Origin of the sequence: Enterobacter cloacae complex sp. IR53041 (assembly GCF_049238285.1) — a bacterium.
GTDB lineage: Bacteria > Pseudomonadota > Gammaproteobacteria > Enterobacterales > Enterobacteriaceae > Enterobacter > Enterobacter roggenkampii.
This window is the reverse complement of the sequence record NZ_JBMKHB010000022.1, coordinates 1-21,325: the sequence shown is the minus strand read 5'-3', so window position 1 is coordinate 21,325 and position 21,325 is coordinate 1. Positions and strand designations below refer to the sequence as shown.

The following is a 21,325-nucleotide window of genomic DNA, read 5'->3' as shown; positions in this document are numbered from 1 at the left end:
CATAGTCCCGGTTTTACTTAGTTAATGTTGTGTTTTTGCCACTGTTACGACGCATCCTGCGTTTAATACGTTTAATGAACCGCGCTACTTTCCATGCGCGCTTAATGCAGTAGCCGTAGAGAGAAAAAGCTAGCAAGAACAATACCAACATAGCCCATTCAGGTACAAAATGTGTATATTCCGCCGTCACGCCAATCGCCGCTAGAATAGCAGCCGCCAGCGTAATAAGCACAAATGCCTGCCGGGAAGTGAATCCGGCTCGCATGATTAAATGATGAATGTGCTGGCGGTCAGCAGAGAAAGGGCTCATCCCTTTACGCAGACGGCGATACATAATCGCAACCATATCCATTAACGGGATAGCGATAATCCATAATGCTGTTACCGGGCTAATGGGGTGTACATCACCCTGAGTGGTTTCCAGCAAGATCCAAATGATAGTAAAGCCGATAAGCGTGCTACCCGCATCACCCATGAATACTTTATAGCGCCGGCCCAATGCACCGAGATTTAACAGGATATAAGGCAGGATGGCCGCAATCATGGCAAAACACCACATAGCAAGGCTATATTGCCCATCGAACCATAAAATGAAACCAATTGCGGCAAATGAGACGCAGGACAGGCCTCCCAGCAAACCATCAATACCGTCAACCATGTTGAATGCGTTAATCGCCACCCACACGGCAAAAAGTGTCAGGAAATAACCGAACGGACCGAGTTCCATCTCCCAGGAGCCAAAAATATAGCCCAAGCTACTCAAGTGCAGCTTAGCGAACACCATCATAGCAATAGCCACAGCAGCCTGAACGAAGGCGCGGATTTTGACGCTAATATCATAACGGTCGTCAAGAGCGCCAACCACCACAAGCACCGTCGCGCAGGTTAGGTACAGCCTGGCATGTGGGATATAGTAATCCGCGATGGCAAACGTGAAGCAGATCCCCGCGAAAACAGAGATACCTCCGACCAAAGGGATCATGCCTTGATGACGCTTACGGAAGTTGGGTTTATCCACTAACCCCAGATATTTCGCCACCTTACGTGCCAGAAACAAAAAGCAGGTGGTAAACAAGAAAATACTGGTTAGTTCAGTAAACGTATCAAGTAGGTTCACAATGGATGTTCTCAACAAATGTTAGTCAAGGAAGTATAACCATCAAGGCGCTGAGCCTGAAGTTATAAAGCAAACCTCTTACAGTTCCATTTGTTTATTATTCAAGCTATTAATGTTTTTACTGTGCGAATTATCTTATTGTCGCACTGCCCAGTCAAAATTGTGAGTAGGTGGTACTAGCGTATAGTCCATAAAAGAAAAACGCCACGTATAAACGTGGCGTTCGCTGGCTTTATTTGCGTTACGAGCGTTTCATCATGTCGAAGAAATCGTCGTTGGTTTTGGTCATTGCCAGTTTGTTAATGAGGAACTCCATCGCGTCGATTTCACCCATTGGATGGATGATTTTGCGCAGGATCCACATTTTCTGCAGCTCTTCCTGGGTGGTGAGCAGCTCTTCTTTACGGGTACCGGAACGGTTGTAGTCGATAGCCGGGAAGACGCGTTTTTCAGCGATCTTACGAGAGAGGTGCAGTTCCATGTTGCCTGTCCCTTTAAACTCTTCGTAGATAACTTCGTCCATCTTAGAGCCGGTATCGATCAGCGCGGTCGCGATGATGGTCAGGCTGCCGCCCTCTTCGACGTTACGTGCAGCACCGAAGAAGCGTTTCGGACGATGCAGGGCGTTAGCATCCACACCACCGGTCAGGACTTTACCAGACGCCGGGACCACGGTGTTGTAGGCACGCGCCAGACGGGTGATGGAATCGAGCAGGATGATCACGTCTTTCTTGTGCTCAACCAGGCGTTTTGCCTTCTCGATAACCATTTCCGCAACCTGAACGTGGCGAGATGCTGGTTCGTCGAAGGTAGAAGCAACCACTTCACCTTTAACCAGACGCTGCATCTCGGTCACTTCTTCCGGACGTTCGTCAATCAGCAGCACCATCAGCACACAGTCAGGGTGGTTGTAAGCAATGCTCTGCGCGATGTTCTGCAGCAGCATGGTTTTACCCGCTTTTGGCGGCGCCACAATCAGACCACGCTGACCACGACCGATTGGTGAGGCCAGATCCAGAACGCGCGCGGTTAAGTCTTCGGTAGAACCGTTACCACGCTCCATACGCAGGCGAGAGTTCGCGTGCAGCGGCGTTAAGTTCTCAAAGAGGATCTTATTGCGCGAGTTTTCTGGCTTATCGAAGTTAACTTCATTGACTTTCAACAGCGCAAAGTAGCGTTCACCCTCTTTAGGAGGACGAATCTTACCTGAAATGGTGTCACCAGTGCGGAGGTTGAAACGGCGGATTTGGCTGGGGGATACGTAGATGTCGTCAGGGCCGGCGAGGTAGGAGCTGTCTGCAGAGCGGAGGAAACCAAATCCGTCTTGCAATATCTCCAGCACACCGTCGCCAAAGATATCTTCGCCACTCTTAGCGTGCTGCTTCAGGATGGCGAAAATGATGTCCTGCTTGCGCATACGAGCCTGGTTTTCCAGCCCCATATTTTCGCCGAGAGTGATCAGCTCAGAAACCGGCGTATTCTTTAATTCGGTAAGATTCATAATGGTGTGGGTTCTTAAACTCGGGGTGATTCTCGAACTTAATGTTGTGAATGGTATGGCAGGGTCATCCATGCCTGTTTAGCGGCCATCAACTCATGTCTGTTCGCTGTCTGGTCACAGGGAAAGAACGCAGAACTGAAACGACAAGACGGATTGAGTGACAAGCCCGGAATTTAGCCACTTCACGCACTGTTCATGTTAACAACGGGAAGTATCGGGTAAAACAAGATTCAAACAACAAGATATGTTTAAAACGAAGTCATAGCTAACTTAGCACGACTTCAGCCGGGCGTCCAGAGTTCCGAATCATTTAGCCGGGGGCTCTGAACGCACAGCGGAGAAACCTTACGCCAGGTTAGCGTCGAGGAACTCTTTCAGTTGACCTTTGGACAGCGCGCCCACTTTGGTCGCCGCCACTTCGCCGTTTTTGAACAGCAGCAGGGTCGGAATACCACGGATACCGTATTTTGGTGCGGTGCCCGGGTTCTGGTCGATGTTCAGCTTGGCAACGGTCAGTTTGCCCTGATATTCGTCGGCGATCTCATCCAGAATCGGGGCGATCATTTTGCAAGGACCACACCATTCAGCCCAGAAATCGACGAGGATCAGCCCGTCAGCCTTAAGTACGTCCGTGTCAAAACTGTCGTCAGTCAGGTGAATAATTTTATCGCTCATATATAACTCCACAGGAATAAGCCTGGTACGTTGGTTTTGTCTCCACCAACGACGTGTTGATGTCGCATTAACCAACTAAAGGTTGACTTTATTTCACCGGATACGCTTTCGTAAAGCAATAGTAAGCTGATATTCTACCACACTATGAGCAAAACACATTTAACAGAACAGAAGTTTTCCGACTTCGCGCTGCACCCGAAGGTGATTGAAGCCCTTGAAAATAAAGGGTTTCATAACTGCACGCCCATTCAGGCCCTCGCGCTGCCGCTGACGCTGGCCGGTCGCGATGTTGCCGGGCAGGCGCAAACCGGTACCGGCAAAACGATGGCGTTTTTAACGTCAACGTTTCATTATTTACTTTCTCACCCAGCGATTGCAGACCGCAAAGTTAACCAGCCGCGCGCGCTAATTATGGCCCCGACGCGAGAACTGGCGGTACAGATCCACGCAGACGCTGAACCCCTGGCGCAGGCTACCGGCCTGAAGCTGGGCCTGGCCTATGGCGGCGACGGCTACGATAAGCAGCTGAAAGTGCTGGAAAGCGGTGTGGATATCCTGATCGGTACCACCGGCCGTCTTATCGATTACGCCAAACAGAACCACATTAACCTCGGTGCCATCCAGGTTGTGGTGCTCGATGAAGCTGACCGCATGTACGATCTGGGCTTCATTAAAGACATCCGCTGGCTGTTCCGTCGTATGCCTCCGGCTAACCAGCGCCTGAATATGCTGTTCTCTGCAACCCTCTCCTACCGTGTGCGCGAACTGGCGTTCGAACAGATGAACAACGCCGAGTACGTGGAAGTGGAACCGGAGCAGAAAACGGGTCACCGCATTAAAGAAGAGCTCTTCTATCCTTCGAATGAAGAGAAGATGCGCCTGCTGCAAACGCTGATTGAAGAAGAGTGGCCAGATCGCGCCATTATCTTCGCGAACACCAAACACCGCTGTGAAGACATCTGGGGCCATCTGGCTGCAGACGGCCACCGTGTTGGCCTGTTGACCGGTGACGTCGCGCAGAAAAAACGCCTGCGAATTCTTGAAGAGTTCACCCGTGGCGATCTCGATATTCTGGTCGCCACCGACGTGGCTGCACGTGGTTTACACATTCCAGCCGTAACGCACGTCTTTAACTACGATCTGCCAGACGACTGTGAAGACTACGTACACCGTATCGGTCGTACCGGTCGTGCGGGCGCAAGCGGTCATTCGATTAGCCTTGCGTGTGAAGAGTATGCGCTGAATCTTCCGGCCATTGAGACCTACATCGGTCACTCTATTCCGCAGAGCAAATACAATCCGGAAGCGCTGTTAAGCGAACTGCCGCCGCCTAAGCGTCTAACCCGCCCACGCTCCGGCAATGGACCGCGTCGTTCAGGCGGCGCACCGCGTAATCGTCGTCGTTCAGGTTAAGAAAATATGCTCAGCTCCACCTCGCTTTATGCAGCAATCGATCTCGGTTCGAATAGTTTTCATATGCTGGTTGTGCGCGAGGTGGCAGGAAGCATACAAACGCTGACGCGCATTAAGCGCAAGGTCCGCCTCGCGGCGGGCCTGAGCAGCGACAATCACCTCTCACCTGAAGCCATGGAACGTGGCTGGCAGTGTCTGCGACTCTTTGCCGAGCGTCTGCAGGATATCCCGCATGCCCAAATCACCGTCGTCGCCACCGCGACACTCCGCCTTGCGGTTAACGCCGTGGATTTTATTGCCAGAGCGCAGGAAATTCTCGGTTGCCCGGTTCAGGTTATCAGCGGTGAAGAAGAAGCTCGCCTGATTTATCAGGGGGTTGCACATACCACGGGGGGTGACGATCGCCGCCTGGTGGTGGATATCGGCGGTGCCAGTACCGAGCTGGTGACCGGCACCGGCGCGCAGGCAACCTCGCTGTTCAGCCTGTCTATGGGCTGCGTGACCTGGCTTGAGCGCTACTTTACCGATCGTAATCTGGGTAAAGAGAACTTCGACGAGGCAGAAAATGCGGCGCGCGAGGTGTTACGTCCGGTGATGGACGAGCTGCGCTATCACGGCTGGAAAGTCTGCGTGGGTGCGTCGGGTACCGTGCAGGCCCTGCAGGAAATCATGATGGCGCAGGGAATGGACGAGCGGATTACGCTTGCCAAGCTTCAGCAGCTAAAACAACGCGCCATTCAGTGTGGACGCCTTGAAGAGCTGGAAATTGAAGGCCTGACGCTCGAACGCGCGCTGGTTTTCCCGAGCGGGCTGGCTATTCTGATCGCTATTTTCACCGAACTGAACATCCAGTGTATGACCCTGGCCGGCGGCGCGCTGCGTGAAGGTCTGGTCTACGGGATGCTGCATCTGTCGGTCGATCAGGACATCCGCAGCCGTACCCTGCGCAACGTGCAGCGTCGTTTTCTGGTTGATATCGATCAGGCAGGACGCGTATCGCAGCTGGCGTCACGCTTCGCCGATCAGGTTGCTAACGTCTGGGATCTGGAACCACTGAGCCGCGATTTACTTCTGAGCGCCTGTGCGCTCCATGAAGTGGGGCTGAGTATTGATTTTAAGCAGGCTCCTGCTCATGCAGCATATCTGGTGCGCAACCTGGATTTGCCGGGCTATACACCCGCACAGAAAAAATTGCTGGCAACGCTGCTGCTGAACCAGACCAATGCCGTTGATCTCTCGTCTTTGCATCAGCAAAACGCCGTACCGCCGCGCGTGGCCGAACATCTGTGCCGCCTGCTGCGTCTGGCGATTCTGTTTGCCAGCCGACGTCGCGATGATTTGCTGCCTGCGATCGGCCTGGTGGCCGATGACGAGAAACTGTCGCTGACGCTGCCGGAAAACTGGATTGAACGTCACCCGCTTGGGGCAGAGATGATCGATCAGGAGTGCCAGTGGCAGAGCTATGTGCACTGGGTGCTGGAAGTGAAGTAATACGCTGAACATTGCCGGGTGGCGGCTTAGCCTTACCCGGCCTACTCATCCTTATCCTTTCTCTTTGGCTTTTGCCAGCATGGCGCGAATGTTCGCCACGTTAGCCTGCCCCTTGTGCATCCGCTCTTCCGCAGTAATCACTTTGCGTTCCTGCTCCCAGATCAGGTCATCCTGCGGCAGTTCCAGCAGGAAACGGCTCGGCTCCGGGCGGACAAGTTCGCCATACTGACGGCGCTCTTTACACAGTGTGAACGTCAGCTCTTTCTGCGCGCGGGTGATCCCCACGTAGGCCAGGCGGCGCTCCTCGTCGACATTGTCTTCATCAATGCTGCTCTGATGCGGTAACAACCCCTCTTCCATACCGACCAGATAGACATACGGGAACTCCAGACCTTTTGACGCGTGCAGCGTCATCAGCTGTACCTGATCGGCCTCTTCTTCGCTCTCGCCGCGCTCCATCATGTCGCGCAGGGTAAAGCGGGTGACGACCTGCGTCAGGGTCATCGGCTCGTCGATTTCAGAGCCCTCCAGCATTTCGGTCATCCAGCTGAAGAGCTGGTTAACGTTCTTCATGCGCATCTCAGCGGCTTTCGGGCTGGCCGAGGTTTCGTACAGCCAGGACTCATAGTCGATGCCGTGAATAAGATCGCGCACCGCCGCCACCGGCTCGCGCTCCGCGAGACGCTGCACTTCGCCGAGCCAGTGGGTGAATCGCGTTAACGAATCATAGCCGCGACCGGTTAACGTCTGGCTTAGCCCCATGTCGAAGCTGGCGGTAAACAGGCTTTTGTTACGCGTCATCGCCCACTCGCCGAGTTTTTGCAGCGTCGCCGGGCCAATCTCGCGTTTTGGCGTATTCACAATACGCAGAAACGCGCTGTCGTCATCCGGGTTAGTGAGTACGCGCAGGTAGGCCAGCAGGTCTTTGATCTCTGGCCGTGAGAAGAACGAGGTCCCGCCCGAGATTTTGTACGGAATGCGGTTCTGCATCAGCATCTTTTCAAAGACGCGCGACTGGTGATTCCCGCGATAGAGGATCGCGTAATCCTTATATTCGGTTTTATTGACGAAGTGATGGGCGATCAGTTCACCGGTGACGCGCTCCGCTTCATGCTCTTCGTTATTGGCGCTGAGCACTTTCAGCTCCGTCCCGTAGCCCAGCTCGGAGAAGAGACGCTTCTCAAACACGTGCGGGTTATTGGCAATCAGGATGTTTGCGGCCTTCAGGATACGCCCGGAGGAGCGGTAGTTCTGCTCCAGCTTAATCACCTGCAGTGCCGGAAAATCTTTGCTCAGCAGCACCAGGTTTTGCGGACGCGCGCCGCGCCAGGAGTAAATTGACTGGTCATCATCGCCGACCACGGTGAAACGCGCGCGCTGCCCCACCAGCAGCTTCACCAGCTCGTACTGGCTGGTGTTGGTGTCCTGATACTCATCCACCAGCAGGTAACGGATTTTGTTCTGCCAGCGCTCGCGAACCTCTTCATTACGCTGCAGCAGCAGCGTCGGCAGCAGGATCAGGTCGTCGAAGTCCAGCACGTTGCACGCTTTCATGTGCGCGTCGTACAGACCGTAGCAGTGGGCAAAGATGCGATCCCGTTCGCCTTTGGCGATCGCCGCGGCCTGGGCCGGAGTCATCAGATCGTTTTTCCAGTTTGAGATCGTCGAGATCAGCTGCTGCAACAGCACCTTGTCATCTTCGATCAGCCCCTCGGTGAGCTCTTTGAGCAGCGCCACCTGGTCGGTGTCATCGAAGAGGGAGAAGTTGGACTTCATGCCCAGCGCCGCATATTCGTGTTTGATAATATCCAGCCCCAGCGTGTGGAAGGTGGAGATCATCAGGCCGCGCGCCTCTTTGCGCCCCAGCGTCTGGCCGACACGCTCTTTCATCTCACGCGCCGCTTTATTGGTAAACGTCACCGCCGCAATGTGCCGGGCCTGATAGCCACAGCCGCGGATCAGGTGCGCAATTTTGTTGGTGATCACGCGGGTTTTACCGGATCCAGCCCCCGCCAGCACCAGACACGGTCCGGTGACAAATTCGACGGCTTGTTGTTGTCCGGGGTTTAAACGCATAAATGATCACTCAATGAAAGTCAGGAGGGGAGAATAACAGCGTGGTAGTATAGCGAGCCTAATCCATACCACTCAAGGCACGATCATGGCAAAAACAGCAGCAGCACTGCATATTCTTGTTAAAGAAGAGAAACTGGCTCTGGATCTTCTGGAGCAGATCAAAAACGGCGCCGACTTCGGCAAACTGGCGAAGAAGCACTCCATCTGTCCGTCAGGCAAACGCGGCGGCGATCTGGGTGAATTCCGCCAGGGTCAGATGGTACCGGCGTTCGATAAAGTGGTCTTCTCCTGCCCGGTGCTGGAGCCAACCGGCCCGCTGCACACGCAGTTCGGCTACCACGTGATTAAAGTGCTGTACCGCAAATAAACAAGCCGGGTGGCGGCTGCGCCTTACCCGGCCTACATCTTACGGTTTTGTAGGTCGGATAAGCGAAGCGCCACCCGACAAGGTTGTTAACCCGCTACCGCGATACGCTTCATGTCGGTCATGTAGCCACGCAGTTTGTGACCCACTTTCTCGATCTGGTGGCTGCGAATGGCTTCGTTCACGTCGCGCAGCTGCGCGTTATCCACGGCACCTTCTGCAATCGCTTTACCCAGATCGCCCGGCTGCAGAGTGGTCATAAACTCTTTCAGCAGCGGTACGCAGGCGTAAGAGAACAGGTAGTTACCGTATTCTGCGGTATCCGAGATAACCACGTTCATTTCGTACAGACGCTTACGGGCGATGGTGTTCGCGATCAGCGGCAGCTCGTGCAGTGATTCGTAGTACGCAGACTCTTCAATGATGCCGGAATCCACCATGGTTTCGAACGCCAGCTCAACGCCTGCTTTCACCATCGCAATCATCAGGACGCCTTTATCGAAGTACTCCTGCTCGCCGATTTTACCTTCGTACTGTGGCGCGGTTTCGAACGCGGTCTTACCGGTCTCTTCACGCCAGGTCAGCAGTTTCTTATCGTCGTTCGCCCAGTCAGCCATCATGCCGGAAGAGAACTCGCCGGAGATGATGTCGTCCATATGTTTCTGGAACAGCGGCGCCATGATGGTTTTCAGCTGTTCAGACAGCGCGTAAGCACGCAGTTTTGCCGGGTTGGACAGACGGTCCATCATCAGCGTAATACCGCCCTGCTTCAGCGCTTCGGTGATGGTCTCCCAGCCGAACTGAATCAGTTTTTCCGCGTATGCCGGGTCGGTGCCCTCTTCCACCAGCTTATCGAAGCACAGCAGAGAACCGGCCTGCAGCATGCCGCACAGAATGGTCTGCTCGCCCATCAGGTCAGATTTCACTTCGGCAACGAAGGACGATTCCAGCACGCCCGCACGGTGGCCGCCGGTCGCCGCAGCCCATGCTTTGGCAATCGCCATACCTTCATCTTTCGGATCGTTTTCCGGGTGAACCGCGATCAGCGTCGGCACGCCGAAACCACGCTTGTACTCTTCACGCACTTCGGTACCCGGGCACTTCGGTGCCACCATCACCACGGTGATGTCTTTACGGATCTGCTCGCCCACTTCAACGATGTTGAAGCCGTGGGAGTAACCCAGCGCCGCGCCGTCTTTCATCAGCGGCTGTACGGAACGCACAACGTCTGAGTGCTGCTTGTCCGGCGTCAGGTTAACCACCAGATCCGCCTGCGGGATCAGCTCTTCGTAGGTACCCACTTTGAAGCCATTTTCGGTCGCTTTGCGCCAGGAGGCACGCTTCTCGGCAATCGCTTCTTTGCGCAGGGCGTAGGAGATATCCAGACCGGAGTCACGCATGTTCAGGCCCTGGTTCAGACCCTGTGCGCCACAGCCGACGATGACCACTTTTTTACCCTGAAGGTAGCTCGCGCCATCGGCAAATTCATCGCGCGCCATGAAGCGGCATTTACCCAGCTGCGCCAGCTGCTGGCGCAAGTTCAGTGTATTAAAGTAGTTAGCCATGGGTGATACCTCGTGATGTTGTGTGTCTTATTGTTCGGTTCGCGTTTCAGCGAGAATGTACCCACATTACAACAGGAAATTTATTGCGGAAATTGATATATTCACAACGTCATATTGCAATTTATGCAATGTAAAAAGAGGGAGTGGAATCGGTGGATTTACGCGATCTGAAAATGTTCCTGCACCTGGCGGAAAGCCGTCACTTTGGCCGCAGCGCCCGGGCGATGCACGTCAGCCCCTCCACGCTTTCGCGCCAGATCCAGCGCCTTGAGGAAGATCTCGGCCAGCCGCTGTTCGTGCGCGATAACCGCACCGTCACCCTCACGGAAGCAGGCGAAGAGCTGCGTATTTTTGCCCAGCAGACGCTGCTGCAGTACCAGCAGCTGCGGCACTCTATCGATCAGCAGGGGCCGTCACTCTCCGGTGAGCTGCATATTTTCTGCTCCGTGACCGCCGCCTACAGCCATCTGCCGCCCATCCTTGACCGCTTTCGCGCGGCGCATCCGTCGGTTGAAATTAAGCTCACTACCGGCGACGCTGCCGACGCGATGGAAAAAGTGGTGACAGGCGAAGCGGATCTCGCCATTGCCGGGAAGCCGGAAACCCTGCCGGGCGCGGTAGCGTTCTCGATGCTGGAAAATCTGGCGGTGGTGTTGATTGCCCCGGCGCTGCCCTGCCCGGTGCGTAACCAGGTGTCGGTGGAAAAACCGGACTGGTCCACGGTGCCGTTTATCATGGCCGATCAGGGCCCGGTTCGCCGCCGCATAGAGCTGTGGTTCCGCCGTCAGAAAATCAGCAACCCGTCGATTTACGCCACCGTCAGCGGCCATGAGGCGATGGTGTCGATGGTGGCGCTGGGCTGCGGCGTGGCGCTGCTGCCGGAAGTGGTGCTGGACAACAGCCCGGAGCCGGTGCGCAATCGCGTGATGATTCTGGAACGCAGCGACGAGAAAACGCCGTTTGAGCTTGGCGTGTGCGCACAAAAAAAGCGGCTGCATGAGCCGCTTATTGATGCGTTCTGGACGATACTGCCGAACCACTAAAGCCGGGTGGCGCTGCGCTTACCCGGCCTACATGCCGCTCAGCCCTTAGCCTGCCAGGAAGAAGCGGAACGCCGGGTTGTGGGTTTCGTCATGGCACTCGTAGCCCAGCTCGTTCAGCCGCGTTTCGAAATCCGGCTCGTGCTCGCCCAGTTCGAACGCCGCCAGCACGCGGCCGTAGTCGGTGCCGTGGCTGCGGTAGTGGAACAGAGAGATGTTCCAGTGCGTGCCCAGCGTGTGCAGAAACTTGAGCAACGCGCCCGGCGATTCCGGGAACTCAAAGCTGAACAGGCGTTCCCTGAGCGGCTTGGAAGGACGGCCACCGACCATGTAACGCACGTGCAGCTTCGCCATCTCGTCGTCGGAGAGATCGACCACGCTATAGCCGCCCTCATGCAGCAGGTTGAGGATCTCTTTGCGCTCCTCCACGCCGCGGCTCAGACGCACGCCGACAAAAATGCAGGCGTCTTTGGCATCGGCAAAACGGTAGTTAAACTCCGTCACCGAACGACCGCCCAGCAGCTGACAGAACTTCAGGAAGCTGCCCTTCTCTTCCGGAATGGTCACCGCCAGCAGCGCTTCACGCTGTTCGCCCAGCTCGCAGCGCTCGGACACGTAGCGAAGACCGTGGAAGTTCACGTTGGCCCCGGAAAGCACGTGCGCCAGACGCTCGCCGCGGATGTTGTGCTGCGCGATGTATTTTTTCATGCCCGCCAGCGCCAGCGCGCCGGAGGGTTCCGCCACCGCACGCACGTCTTCGAACAGATCTTTCATCGCCGCGCAGATCGCGTCGCTGTCCACCGTGACGATATCGTCGAGATATTCCCGGCACAGGCGGAACGTTTCGTCGCCAATGCGCTTCACCGCCACGCCCTCGGCAAACAGACCGACGCGCGGCAGGTCAACCGGATGCCCGGCATCCAGCGCCGCTTTCAGGCAGGCGGAGTCTTCCGCTTCCACGGCAATGACTTTGATCTGCGGCATCAGCTGTTTGATCAGCACCGCCACGCCTGCGGCTAAACCGCCGCCGCCCACCGGGACAAAGACGCGGTCGAGATGGGCATCCTGCTGCAGCAGCTCCAGCGCCAGCGTGCCCTGGCCGGCAATCACCATCGGGTGGTCGAACGGCGGCACCCAGGTGAAGCCCTGCTGCTGCGCCAGCTCGATCGCTTTGGCTTTTGCTTCGTCAAAGTTGGCCCCGTGGAGCAAGACTTCGCCGCCGAAACCGCGCACCGCGTCGACCTTGATGTCGGCGGTAGCAACCGGCATCACGATCAGCGCCTTCAGCCCCAGACGGGCAGACGAGAACGCCACGCCCTGGGCGTGGTTGCCCGCCGAGGCGGTAATCACGCCCCGCGCTTTTTGCTCGTCGGTCAGCCCGGCCATCATCGCGTAGGCGCCGCGCAGCTTGAAGCTGTGCACCGGCTGGCGGTCTTCGCGCTTCACCAGAATGACGTTGTCGAGGCGCGAAGAGAGTTTTTCCATTTTCTGCAGGGGGGTGACCTGCACGGCTTCATAGACCGGTGCGCGCAGCACCGCCCTGAGATATTCCGCCCCCTCGGGGGCGGCGGATAAGGGTTGTGACTCGGCCATCGTTAGCCCCCAAGTTTAGATTTATCGCGCACCGCGCCTTTATCTGCACTGGTGGCAAGGCTCGCGTAGGCGCGCAGGGCAAAGGAGACTTCGCGCTGGCGGTCTTTCGGCGTCCAGGCTTTGTCGCCGCGCGCTTCCTGCGCTTCACGACGGGCCGCAATTTCCTGGTCGCTCAGCTTGAGCTGAATGCCGCGATTCGGAATGTCTATTTCGATCAGATCGCCGTCTTCGATGATGGCGATGTTGCCGCCGCTTGCCGCTTCCGGGGAAACGTGGCCGATAGAGAGGCCGGAAGTGCCACCGGAGAAACGACCGTCGGTGATCAGCGCACAGGCTTTACCGAGGCCCATGGATTTCAGGAAGGTGGTCGGGTAGAGCATCTCCTGCATGCCCGGCCCGCCTTTTGGCCCTTCGTAGCGAATGACAACCACGTCGCCTTCCACCACTTTGCCGCCGAGGATGGCGTCTACCGCTTCATCCTGGCTTTCGTACACCTTCGCCGGACCGGTGAATTTCAGGATGCTGTCGTCCACGCCTGCGGTTTTCACGATGCAGCCATTTTCCGCAAAGTTACCGTACAGCACGGCCAGGCCCCCGTCTTTGCTATAGGCATGCTCCAGCGAGCGGATGCAGCCTTCAGCGCGGTCATCGTCCAGGGTATCCCAGCGGCAGTCCTGCGAGAACGCCTGGGTAGTACGAATACCGGCAGGGCCCGCGCGGAACATCTTTTTCACCGCGTCGTCTTTGGTCAGCATCACGTCGTACTGGTTCAGCGACTCAGGCAGCGGCAGGCCAAGCACGTTTTTCACGTCACGGTTCAGCAGCCCGGCGCGATCCAGCTCGCCGAGGATACCGATGACGCCACCCGCGCGATGCACGTCTTCCATATGGTACTTCTGGGTACTCGGTGCGACCTTACACAGCTGCGGCACTTTACGGGAGAGCCTGTCGATGTCGCTCATGGTGAAGTCGATTTCGGCTTCCTGCGCGGCGGCCAGCAGGTGCAGAACGGTGTTGGTGGAACCGCCCATGGCGATGTCCAGGGTCATGGCGTTCTCGAACGCCGCTTTGCTGGCGATGCTGCGCGGCAGCGCGCTGGCGTCGTCCTGCTCGTAGTAGCGCTTAGTCAGTTCAACGATGCGTTTACCGGCGTTGAGGAACAGCTGCTTACGGTCGGCATGGGTCGCCAGCAGCGAGCCGTTGCCCGGCTGAGACAGACCCAGCGCTTCGGTCAGGCAGTTCATGGAGTTCGCCGTGAACATACCGGAACAGGAGCCGCAGGTCGGGCACGCGGAGCGCTCCACCTGGTCACTCTGCTCGTCAGAGACTTTCGGGTCCGCGCCCTGAATCATCGCATCGACCAGGTCGAGCTTGATGATTTTGTCGGAGAGCTTGGTTTTTCCCGCTTCCATCGGGCCACCGGAGACGAAGATCACCGGAATGTTCAGGCGCAGGGAGGCCATCAGCATCCCCGGGGTGATTTTGTCGCAGTTGGAGATACAGACCATCGCATCGGCGCAGTGGGCGTTAACCATGTACTCTACCGAGTCGGCGATCAGCTCGCGCGACGGGAGTGAATAGAGCATGCCCCCATGGCCCATCGCGATACCGTCATCCACCGCAATGGTGTTGAACTCTTTCGCCACGCCGCCGGAGGCTTCGATTTGCTCGGCAACCAGCTTACCGAGATCGCGCAGGTGCACGTGGCCCGGCACAAACTGGGTGAAGGAGTTCACCACGGCGATTATTGGCTTGCCGAAATCGGCGTCGGTCATTCCGGTGGCGCGCCACAGTGCGCGGGCACCCGCCATATTACGGCCGTGGGTGGTGGTGGCTGAACGATACTTAGGCATGCTTTATTTACTCCCGTCTGACTATGTAATGGGACGGTGCGTGCCGTCCCAAATTTATATTTAGTGATTAACCTGATCCAACCAGCCGTATTTATCTTCTGTCTCGCCGGTGAAGAGGCCAAAGAACGCTTGCTGAATGCGTTTGGTCACCGGGCCACAGCGGCCTTCGCCCACCTGAATGCCGTCTACGCTACGCACCGGCGTAATTTCAGCCGCGGTACCGGACATGAACACTTCATCGGCCAGGTACAGGGATTCGCGAGACAGCACCTGCTCGCGCACTTCGATACCCAGATCTTTCGCCAGCTTGATGATGGCATCACGGGTGATGCCCGGCAGCGCGGACGAGGTGAATGGCGGGGTAAACAGAATGCCGTCTTTCACTTCAAACAGGTTTTCACCTGCGCCTTCGGAGATGTAGCCATTCACGTCGAGCGCGATACCTTCCTGGTAACCGTGACGGCGCGCTTCGCTGCCGACCAGCAGGGAAGAAAGGTAGTTACCGCCCGCTTTCGCCGCGGTCGGGATGGTGTTGGGTGCAACGCGATTCCAGGAAGAGACCATTGCGTCGATCCCCTGCTCAAGGGCTTCAGCACCCAGGTAGGCACCCCATGGGAACGCGGCAATGATCACATCGGTGTTGTAACCGGCTGGCGGGTTCACGCCCATGCCGACGTCGCCCACGAAGACCAGCGGACGAATATAGGCGCTGGTGAGGTTGTTCTTACGGATCACCTCGCGGCAGGCTTCCATCAGCTCATCCACACTCTGAGAAACCGGGAAACGATAAATTTTGGCTGAGTCATGCAGACGCTGCATGTGTTCGCGATGGCGGAACACCACTGGCCCTTTGTGAGAATCGTAGCAGCGGATGCCTTCAAACACGGAGGTACCGTAATGCAGCGCGTGGGACATCACGTGGACCTTCGCGTCCTCCCAGCGAACCATCTCACCATTGAACCAAATGTAATCAGCTTTTTTTGTCGTCATTTTTTCGTCCTGTCACGCTTAAGCGCGGATTTGTTGTGATGTGGTTGTGCTCTGGCAGATGGCAACATGGGCAACGTCTACCAGCTTTGATAACTGACTAAACAGTAAGTCGACCGGCCGCGGGCTGGCAACGGTTAATTCGATACTGATGTTTTGCGCGTCGGTGGCCGTCTCCATATTCATAGAGCAAATCTGAAAACCACGATGACGCACCACGCGCAAAACGCGTTCTAATGTTTCCGGGTTGAAGCGAGCCTGCACGGCGACCTGATGTTGCATCATGATAATTTCTCCAGCATTTGTGAGTTACTGGCACCGGGCGGTACCAACGGCCAGACGTTCTCAAGCTCGTCGATTGAGACATGAAGCAGGTATGGCCCTTCGCTTGACAGCATGGTGTCGAGTGCCGCTTCAACCTGGTCTTTACGGGTGATGTGCTGGCCAGGAATGCCGAAGGCGCTGGCCAGGGTGAGGAAATCGGGGTTATCGGTCAGGGTGGTTTCACTGTAACGTTCCTGGAAGAACAGCTGTTGCCACTGGCGAACCATCCCTAAACGCTGGTTATCGAGCAACACGATCTTCAGCGGTAACTGCTTGCGCTTCACGGTGCCGAGCTCCTGAACGTTCATCATGAAGGAGCCGTCACCGGAGATACAGATAACGGTATCGTTCGGGCGGGCAACCTGTGCGCCAACCGCGGCTGGCAGACCGAAGCCCATCGTCCCTAACCCGCTGGAAGTGATGAAGTTTTCCGGACGGGTGTAGGTCATGTGCTGGGCGGACCACATCTGATGCTGGCCGACATCGGTCGTCACCACGCTGTCGGCGGGCTTACGGTCGGACAGCTGCTTCAACAGCAGCGGCGCGTAGATGGCCTCGCCGGGGTGGTCGTAACGCCAGGCGTGTTCAGCGCGCATGTCGGCGGTATGCTGACGCCATGCGTTGATATCCAGCGGCTGCTGCAATGCCGGTAACAGCGCGTTGAGATCGCCCTGCAGCGCGACGTGCGCCTGACGCAGCTTGTTCATTTCCGCCGGGTCGATATCCATATGGATAACTTTGGCGTTCGGCGCAAAGGTATTCAGCTTACCGGTGACGCGGTCGTCAAAACGGGCACCGACGGCGATGAGCAGATCGCACGCCTGCACCGCCAGGTTTGCCGCTTTGGTGCCGTGCATCCCCAGCATGCCCAGATAGTAGGGGTAATCGGCATCTACCGCACCCAACCCTTTCAGCGTGCAGGTGGCAGGCATTTGCGTTACCGCAATAAATTCACGCAGGGCGGGAACGGCCTGCGCCATGCCTACGCCACCGCCAACGTACAGCATCGGCTGTTTCGCCTGCACCAGCATCTGACGCGCCTCTTCAACTTCCGCATGCGGAAAGGCGTCGTCGCTTCCAACGGTGGAGAAGTGCGGCTCCAGTTCGCCGTGTGCGACCTGGATATCTTTCGGGATATCGACCAGAACCGGACCAGGGCGACCGGAGCTGGCAACCTCGAATGCTTCCGCCATTACGCGCGGCAGCTCTTCCAGTGACTGAACGAGAAAACTGTGTTTGGTGCAGGCCAGCGATAAACCGAGTACATCGACTTCCTGGAACGCGTCGGTGCCGATGAACGGAGAGGCAACCTGTCCGGTGATGGCAACAACGGGAACAGAATCCAGCAGTGCATCAGCCAGACCGGTGATCAGGTTCGTTGCGCCCGGACCTGAGGTCGCCATACAGACACCGGTTTTACCGGTGGCACGGGCATAACCGATGGCGGCCATCGCTGCGCCCTGCTCGTGTCGGCACAACAGGTGCTCCACGCCGCCGTCATACAGTGCATCGTAAATCGGCATAATTGCGCCACCCGGATAACCGAATACTGTCTCGACTCCCTGCGCGCGCAACGCATGTACTACCCACTGTGCCCCATTCATAGTTAGTTCCCCGTCATAAATCGGGAGAAACAGAATTTTGTGCTAGTCGTCATTCTCTGCTCCTCATTTACGTTTTTTAGTCATAAAAAAACCCCCGGACCTTTCGGTGCGGGGGTCTTAGTTCGTTAAGGCTTGATTTCTAAGCCTTTCCTCGTCCAAGTGCAGCCCCGCACGGTGGGATAATAATCACCACCACGCTAATCACGACCAGGCTAATCACTCGTAGAAGGGCTGTCATTTTCAGTTCTTTTTGCATCTTGTTCGAAGGAATACCTAAAGAGTTATCACAGTTTTTAAATCAAACACAAGATTTATTTATGACGGATTTGGTTAGCCCGCGAATCATATTTCTTAAAATCGTTGTTTTATATACGGAAATTAGAAAATGAATATTTTTCACTTTTTTACTCCTCCGCTAACCGTCAAAACAGGTTTTTTTCGCTCTGCGAGGAGGGTTCCACGATTGTGCAATAGTTTCATTGTGCTTTTAAAATCCCTGAACAGGCAGCGTAAATTCGCTAAATAGCGCTAAACAGGCATAACGCGCACTGTCATAGTCACATCAGGAGGTAGTGCAAATGTCACTGTCAGTTGTTTATACGCGTGCGGCTCTCGGGGTAAAGGCACCGCTTGTTTCCGTAGAGGTTCATTTGAGTAATGGGCTGCCCGGACTCACGCTTGTCGGGTTACCTGAAACGACGGTTAAAGAGGCCAGGGATCGCGTTCGCAGCGCAATAATAAATAGCGGTTATACCTTCCCCGCGAAGAAGATCACCATCAACCTTGCCCCCGCCGATCTGCCCAAAGAGGGCGGGCGATACGATTTACCTATCGCAATTGCGCTTCTCGCGGCTTCTGAGCAGCTTACTACGACCAGGCTAGGCTCGTACGAGTTCGTGGGTGAACTCGCGCTCACAGGCGCATTGAGAGGCGTTCCCGGTGCGATATCGGGAGCGCTGGAAGCCATTCGTGCAGGGCGGCAAATCATTGTCGCCAATGAAAACGCATCAGAAGTGAGTCTTATTGCCGAAAAGGGGTGCCTTATCGCCGGGCATCTTCAGGAAGTGTGTGCCTGGCTGGAAGGCCGACATGAACTGTCCGAGCCGGAGGAGTGCGACGAGGCTGTAGCAGATGCGCCAGAAGATCTCAGTGAGATCATGGGACAGGAGCAAGGTAAACGGGCGCTGGAGATTACGGCTGCAGGTGGACACAATCTCCTGCTGATTGGCCCGCCTGGTACAGGTAAAACGATGCTGGCGAGCAGGCTGAGCGGGTTGCTCCCGCCGCTCAATAACCATGAAGCGCTGGAAAGCGCTGCTATATATAGCCTCATCAGTTCGGCATCGTTGCAAAAACAGTGGCGCCGTCGCCCTTTTCGTTCCCCACATCATAGCGCTTCACTGACGGCAATGGTCGGCGGTGGGTCTATCCCCGGACCGGGTGAGATCTCACTGGCACACAATGGCATTCTGTTTCTTGATGAGTTGCCTGAGTTTGAGCGTCGCGTGCTGGATGCACTGAGAGAACCTATTGAATCTGGTGAGATACATATCTCGCGCACGCGGGCCAAAATAAGCTATCCCGCGCAGTTTCAACTGGTCGCTGCGATGAACCCCAGCCCGACGGGGCATTATCAGGGCAACCATAACCGCTGTACGCCAGAGCAGACGCTGCGCTATCTGGGAAAGCTTTCCGGCCCATTCCTCGACCGTTTCGATTTATCCCTCGAAATCCCCCTCCCGCCGCCGGGCCTGCTCAGGCAGACGGGCATAACGGGTGAGAGCTCAGTAAAAGTGCGCGAGCGGGTGATCGCTGCCCAGGCACGACAATACGCCCGTCAAAACAGGCTGAATGCTCGGCTTGATAATGCCGGGATCCGGCAGTTTTGTTCGCTTAACAGTGAAGATGCAGGATGGCTTGAGGAGACGTTGACGCGCTTTGGGCTGTCTATACGAGCGTGGCAACGTTTGCTAAAAGTGGCCAGAACCATTGCTGACGTGGAAGGATGTACTGACATTGAGAGGAAACACTTGCAGGAGGCGCTGAGTTACCGCGCTATCGATCGTTTGCTGCTGCACCTGCAGAAGTTGCTGGCATAAAAAAGGGGCCGTAGCCCCTTCTTATCATCTTAGTCATCAGACTCGGTGTAGTCTTCTGCACCTTCCATCTGCGGCTTACCGCCAGACAGCGTATGGAAGCGCTTTGGACGCTTAATGCGTGCCATATACTTGATCCATACACGTTCCGCTTCAGACTGCGGCTCACGCTCACCACGGCAAACAGAAACAAACTGTTTTTCGTCTTCAGTAGCAGGCTCACGCTTGCCCAGATCCAGCTCGTTAAAGGCATAACCATGGCGCTCAAGCAGCTGAGCTTCTTTGATGGTGAAATCGCCGTGACGAGAGAACCCGCGCGGATAATGTTTATTGTCGAAAAAACGATTAGTCGTCGTAAAGCTTTCCGCCATCCTACACGCTCCTAATTCTTTGGCCGAGCTATTTATGGCGCGGAGTATTAGTTACGCTTGACAGAGTGTAAAACAAAACATTTAAATCATAACGACAAATAATTTTGCGGAGAAAGATGTGGATACGGAATTGCTTAAAACTTTCCTTGAAGTGAGCAGAACACGCCACTTTGGGCGAGCAGCTGAAGCCCTTTACCTGACGCAGTCAGCAGTCAGTTTTCGTATTCGACAGCTGGAAAATCAACTGGGTGTGAATCTTTTTACCCGCCATCGCAACAATATCCGCCTCACGCCCGCCGGCGAAAAACTACTGCCGTACGCAGAAACGCTGATGAATACCTGGCAGGCGGCACGCAAAGAGGTTGCCCATACTTCGAGGCATAATGAGTTCTCGATAGGGGCCAGCGCTTCCCTGTGGGAATGTATGCTAAGTCAGTGGCTTTCCCGGCTTTATCAATCTCATAGCCATCTGCAATTTGAAGCCCGGATTGCGCAACGGCAGTCGCTGGTTAAGCAACTTCATGAGCGCCAGCTTGATCTTCTTATCACAACCGAAGCCCCCAAGATGGACGAATTTAGCAGCCAGATTGTGGGCCAATTTGGCCTGGCGCTTTATGCCTCTGAACCGTCGATGATGAAGGCAGACCTGACCTATTTGCGCCTGGAATGGGGGCCTGATTTTCAGCAGCATGAGACGGGCTTGATTGCACCTGATGACGTCCCACAGTTAACGACCAGCTCTGCAGAGATCGCCTGTCAGCAACTGCCCTTGCTGAGAGGTTGTACCTGGTTACCTGTTCGCTGGGCAGACACTAAAGCTGGGCTGCATACCGTAATGGATTCCACCACGCTTACCAGACCGCTGTATGCGATTTGGCTGCAAAACAGTGATAAGCAGTCGCAGATAAAAGATCTGTTAAAAATCAATGTAATGGATTGATACATCAGCCAGCAGGAATGCTGGCTGAATAGTAAGAAGAGGCGTTTTTACAGTCTTTCAGGCAAAAAAAAATCCTTTGCCGAAGCAAAGGATTCTATATGGCAGGGGCGGAGAGACTCGAACTCGCGACACCCGGTTTTGGAGACCGGTGCTCTACCAACTGAGCTACGCCCCTAAAGTTTTTTGCCATTAAGCCTGCCAGTAAGGCAGGCTTAATGTCTTAATAAGTGGCGGAACGGACGGGACTCGAACCCGCGACCCCCTGCGTGACAGGCAGGTATTCTAACCGACTGAACTACCGCTCCACCGAAGACT

Annotated in this window: 19 protein-coding genes and 2 tRNA genes; 6 read left to right on the top strand and 15 right to left on the bottom strand. The window is 55.7% G+C overall.

From position 1 onward, the window contains the following. Window positions 1-13 precede the first annotated feature (13 nt). From wecA to trxA, 3 genes are all read right to left on the bottom strand, one after another. Entirely contained in the window at window positions 14-1,117 is a 1,104-nt protein-coding gene (gene wecA, locus ACOTXF_RS15965; protein WP_025912234.1) for a UDP-N-acetylglucosamine--undecaprenyl-phosphate N-acetylglucosaminephosphotransferase, read from the bottom strand. Window positions 1,118-1,358: 241 nt separating this feature from the next. Next, window positions 1,359-2,618 carry a transcription termination factor Rho gene (gene rho / locus ACOTXF_RS15960; protein ID WP_008501566.1) on the bottom strand — a complete coding sequence of 420 codons (1,260 nt, stop codon included), beginning with the start codon at window positions 2,616-2,618 and terminating at the stop codon, window positions 1,359-1,361. Between the two features lie 345 nt (window positions 2,619-2,963). Beyond that, entirely contained in the window at window positions 2,964-3,293 is a 330-nt protein-coding gene (gene trxA / locus ACOTXF_RS15955; RefSeq protein ID WP_006179218.1) for a thioredoxin TrxA, read from the bottom strand. A 144-nt stretch (window positions 3,294-3,437) separates the two neighbouring features. On the opposite strand from trxA, the gene rhlB reads away from it, so the two are divergent. Both rhlB and gppA read left to right on the top strand, forming a co-directional pair. Then, window positions 3,438-4,706 carry an ATP-dependent RNA helicase RhlB gene (rhlB, locus tag ACOTXF_RS15950; RefSeq protein ID WP_021242834.1) on the top strand — a complete coding sequence of 423 codons (1,269 nt, stop codon included), beginning with the start codon at window positions 3,438-3,440 and terminating at the stop codon, window positions 4,704-4,706. A gap of 6 nt (window positions 4,707-4,712) precedes the next feature. After that, entirely contained in the window at window positions 4,713-6,197 is a 1,485-nt protein-coding gene (gene gppA, locus ACOTXF_RS15945) for a guanosine-5'-triphosphate,3'-diphosphate diphosphatase (protein WP_032654053.1), read from the top strand. A gap of 51 nt (window positions 6,198-6,248) precedes the next feature. On the opposite strand, the gene rep is transcribed toward gppA, so the two are convergent. Beyond that, window positions 6,249-8,273 carry a DNA helicase Rep gene (gene rep, locus ACOTXF_RS15940; protein WP_232927011.1) on the bottom strand — a complete coding sequence of 675 codons (2,025 nt, stop codon included), beginning with the start codon at window positions 8,271-8,273 and terminating at the stop codon, window positions 6,249-6,251. An 85-nt stretch (window positions 8,274-8,358) separates the two neighbouring features. Here rep and ppiC point away from each other — a divergent pair, with 85 nt between their 5' ends. Next, complete coding sequence (gene ppiC, locus ACOTXF_RS15935; RefSeq protein ID WP_008501570.1) at window positions 8,359-8,640, top strand: peptidylprolyl isomerase PpiC; 282 nt, start codon at window positions 8,359-8,361, stop codon at window positions 8,638-8,640. An 86-nt stretch (window positions 8,641-8,726) separates the two neighbouring features. Here ppiC and ilvC read toward each other — a convergent pair whose 3' ends face one another. Further along, the gene (gene ilvC / locus ACOTXF_RS15930) at window positions 8,727-10,202 is read right to left on the bottom strand and encodes a ketol-acid reductoisomerase (RefSeq protein ID WP_045417688.1); all 1,476 of its coding nucleotides are present in this window, start codon (window positions 10,200-10,202) and stop codon (window positions 8,727-8,729) included. A gap of 152 nt (window positions 10,203-10,354) precedes the next feature. On the opposite strand from ilvC, the gene ilvY reads away from it, so the two are divergent. Then, entirely contained in the window at window positions 10,355-11,245 is an 891-nt protein-coding gene (ilvY, locus tag ACOTXF_RS15925; protein WP_023293577.1) for an HTH-type transcriptional activator IlvY, read from the top strand. Between the two features lie 45 nt (window positions 11,246-11,290). Here ilvY and ilvA read toward each other — a convergent pair whose 3' ends face one another. The 7 genes from ilvA to ilvL form a co-directional block, all read right to left on the bottom strand. Further along, window positions 11,291-12,835 carry a threonine ammonia-lyase, biosynthetic gene (gene ilvA / locus ACOTXF_RS15920; protein WP_039267211.1) on the bottom strand — a complete coding sequence of 515 codons (1,545 nt, stop codon included), beginning with the start codon at window positions 12,833-12,835 and terminating at the stop codon, window positions 11,291-11,293. A 2-nt stretch (window positions 12,836-12,837) separates the two neighbouring features. After that, entirely contained in the window at window positions 12,838-14,688 is a 1,851-nt protein-coding gene (gene ilvD, locus ACOTXF_RS15915; protein WP_047745925.1) for a dihydroxy-acid dehydratase, read from the bottom strand. Window positions 14,689-14,748: 60 nt separating this feature from the next. Continuing rightward, a complete protein-coding gene (gene ilvE, locus ACOTXF_RS15910) occupies window positions 14,749-15,678 on the bottom strand; it encodes a branched-chain-amino-acid transaminase (protein WP_014885677.1) in 930 nt (309 codons plus the stop codon). 18 nt (window positions 15,679-15,696) lie between these two features. Then, window positions 15,697-15,960, bottom strand: a complete 264-nt coding sequence (ilvM, locus tag ACOTXF_RS15905; protein WP_003860184.1) for an acetolactate synthase 2 small subunit — start codon at window positions 15,958-15,960, stop codon at window positions 15,697-15,699. After that, window positions 15,957-17,603, bottom strand: a complete 1,647-nt coding sequence (gene ilvG, locus ACOTXF_RS15900) for an acetolactate synthase 2 catalytic subunit (RefSeq protein ID WP_045353413.1) — start codon at window positions 17,601-17,603, stop codon at window positions 15,957-15,959. Before ilvG ends, ilvM begins: the two co-directional genes overlap by 4 nt. A 2-nt stretch (window positions 17,604-17,605) precedes the next feature. After that, on the bottom strand, window positions 17,606-17,656 hold the full coding sequence (ilvX, locus tag ACOTXF_RS15895) for a peptide IlvX (RefSeq protein WP_166792073.1): 51 nt from the start codon (window positions 17,654-17,656) through the stop codon (window positions 17,606-17,608). Between the two features lie 86 nt (window positions 17,657-17,742). Next, on the bottom strand, window positions 17,743-17,841 hold the full coding sequence (ilvL, locus tag ACOTXF_RS15890) for an ilv operon leader peptide (protein ID WP_001311244.1): 99 nt from the start codon (window positions 17,839-17,841) through the stop codon (window positions 17,743-17,745). 340 nt (window positions 17,842-18,181) lie between these two features. Here ilvL and ACOTXF_RS15885 point away from each other — a divergent pair, with 340 nt between their 5' ends. Continuing rightward, window positions 18,182-19,702 carry a YifB family Mg chelatase-like AAA ATPase gene (locus ACOTXF_RS15885; RefSeq protein ID WP_008501576.1) on the top strand — a complete coding sequence of 507 codons (1,521 nt, stop codon included), beginning with the start codon at window positions 18,182-18,184 and terminating at the stop codon, window positions 19,700-19,702. Between the two features lie 29 nt (window positions 19,703-19,731). On the opposite strand, the gene ACOTXF_RS15880 is transcribed toward ACOTXF_RS15885, so the two are convergent. Continuing rightward, window positions 19,732-20,070: a DUF413 domain-containing protein gene (locus ACOTXF_RS15880; protein WP_008501577.1), complete on the bottom strand. Its 339-nt coding sequence runs from the start codon at window positions 20,068-20,070 to the stop codon at window positions 19,732-19,734. Window positions 20,071-20,188: 118 nt separating this feature from the next. Between ACOTXF_RS15880 and hdfR the strand changes: the two genes are divergently transcribed. Then, window positions 20,189-21,010, top strand: coding sequence for an HTH-type transcriptional regulator HdfR (gene hdfR, locus ACOTXF_RS15875; RefSeq protein WP_023293582.1), 822 nt, complete (start codon window positions 20,189-20,191; stop codon window positions 21,008-21,010). Between the two features lie 99 nt (window positions 21,011-21,109). On the opposite strand, the gene ACOTXF_RS15870 is transcribed toward hdfR, so the two are convergent. Then, a tRNA-Trp gene (locus ACOTXF_RS15870) sits at window positions 21,110-21,185 on the bottom strand. Window positions 21,186-21,238: 53 nt separating this feature from the next. Next, a tRNA-Asp gene (locus ACOTXF_RS15865) sits at window positions 21,239-21,315 on the bottom strand. Window positions 21,316-21,325: the final 10 nt, after the last annotated feature.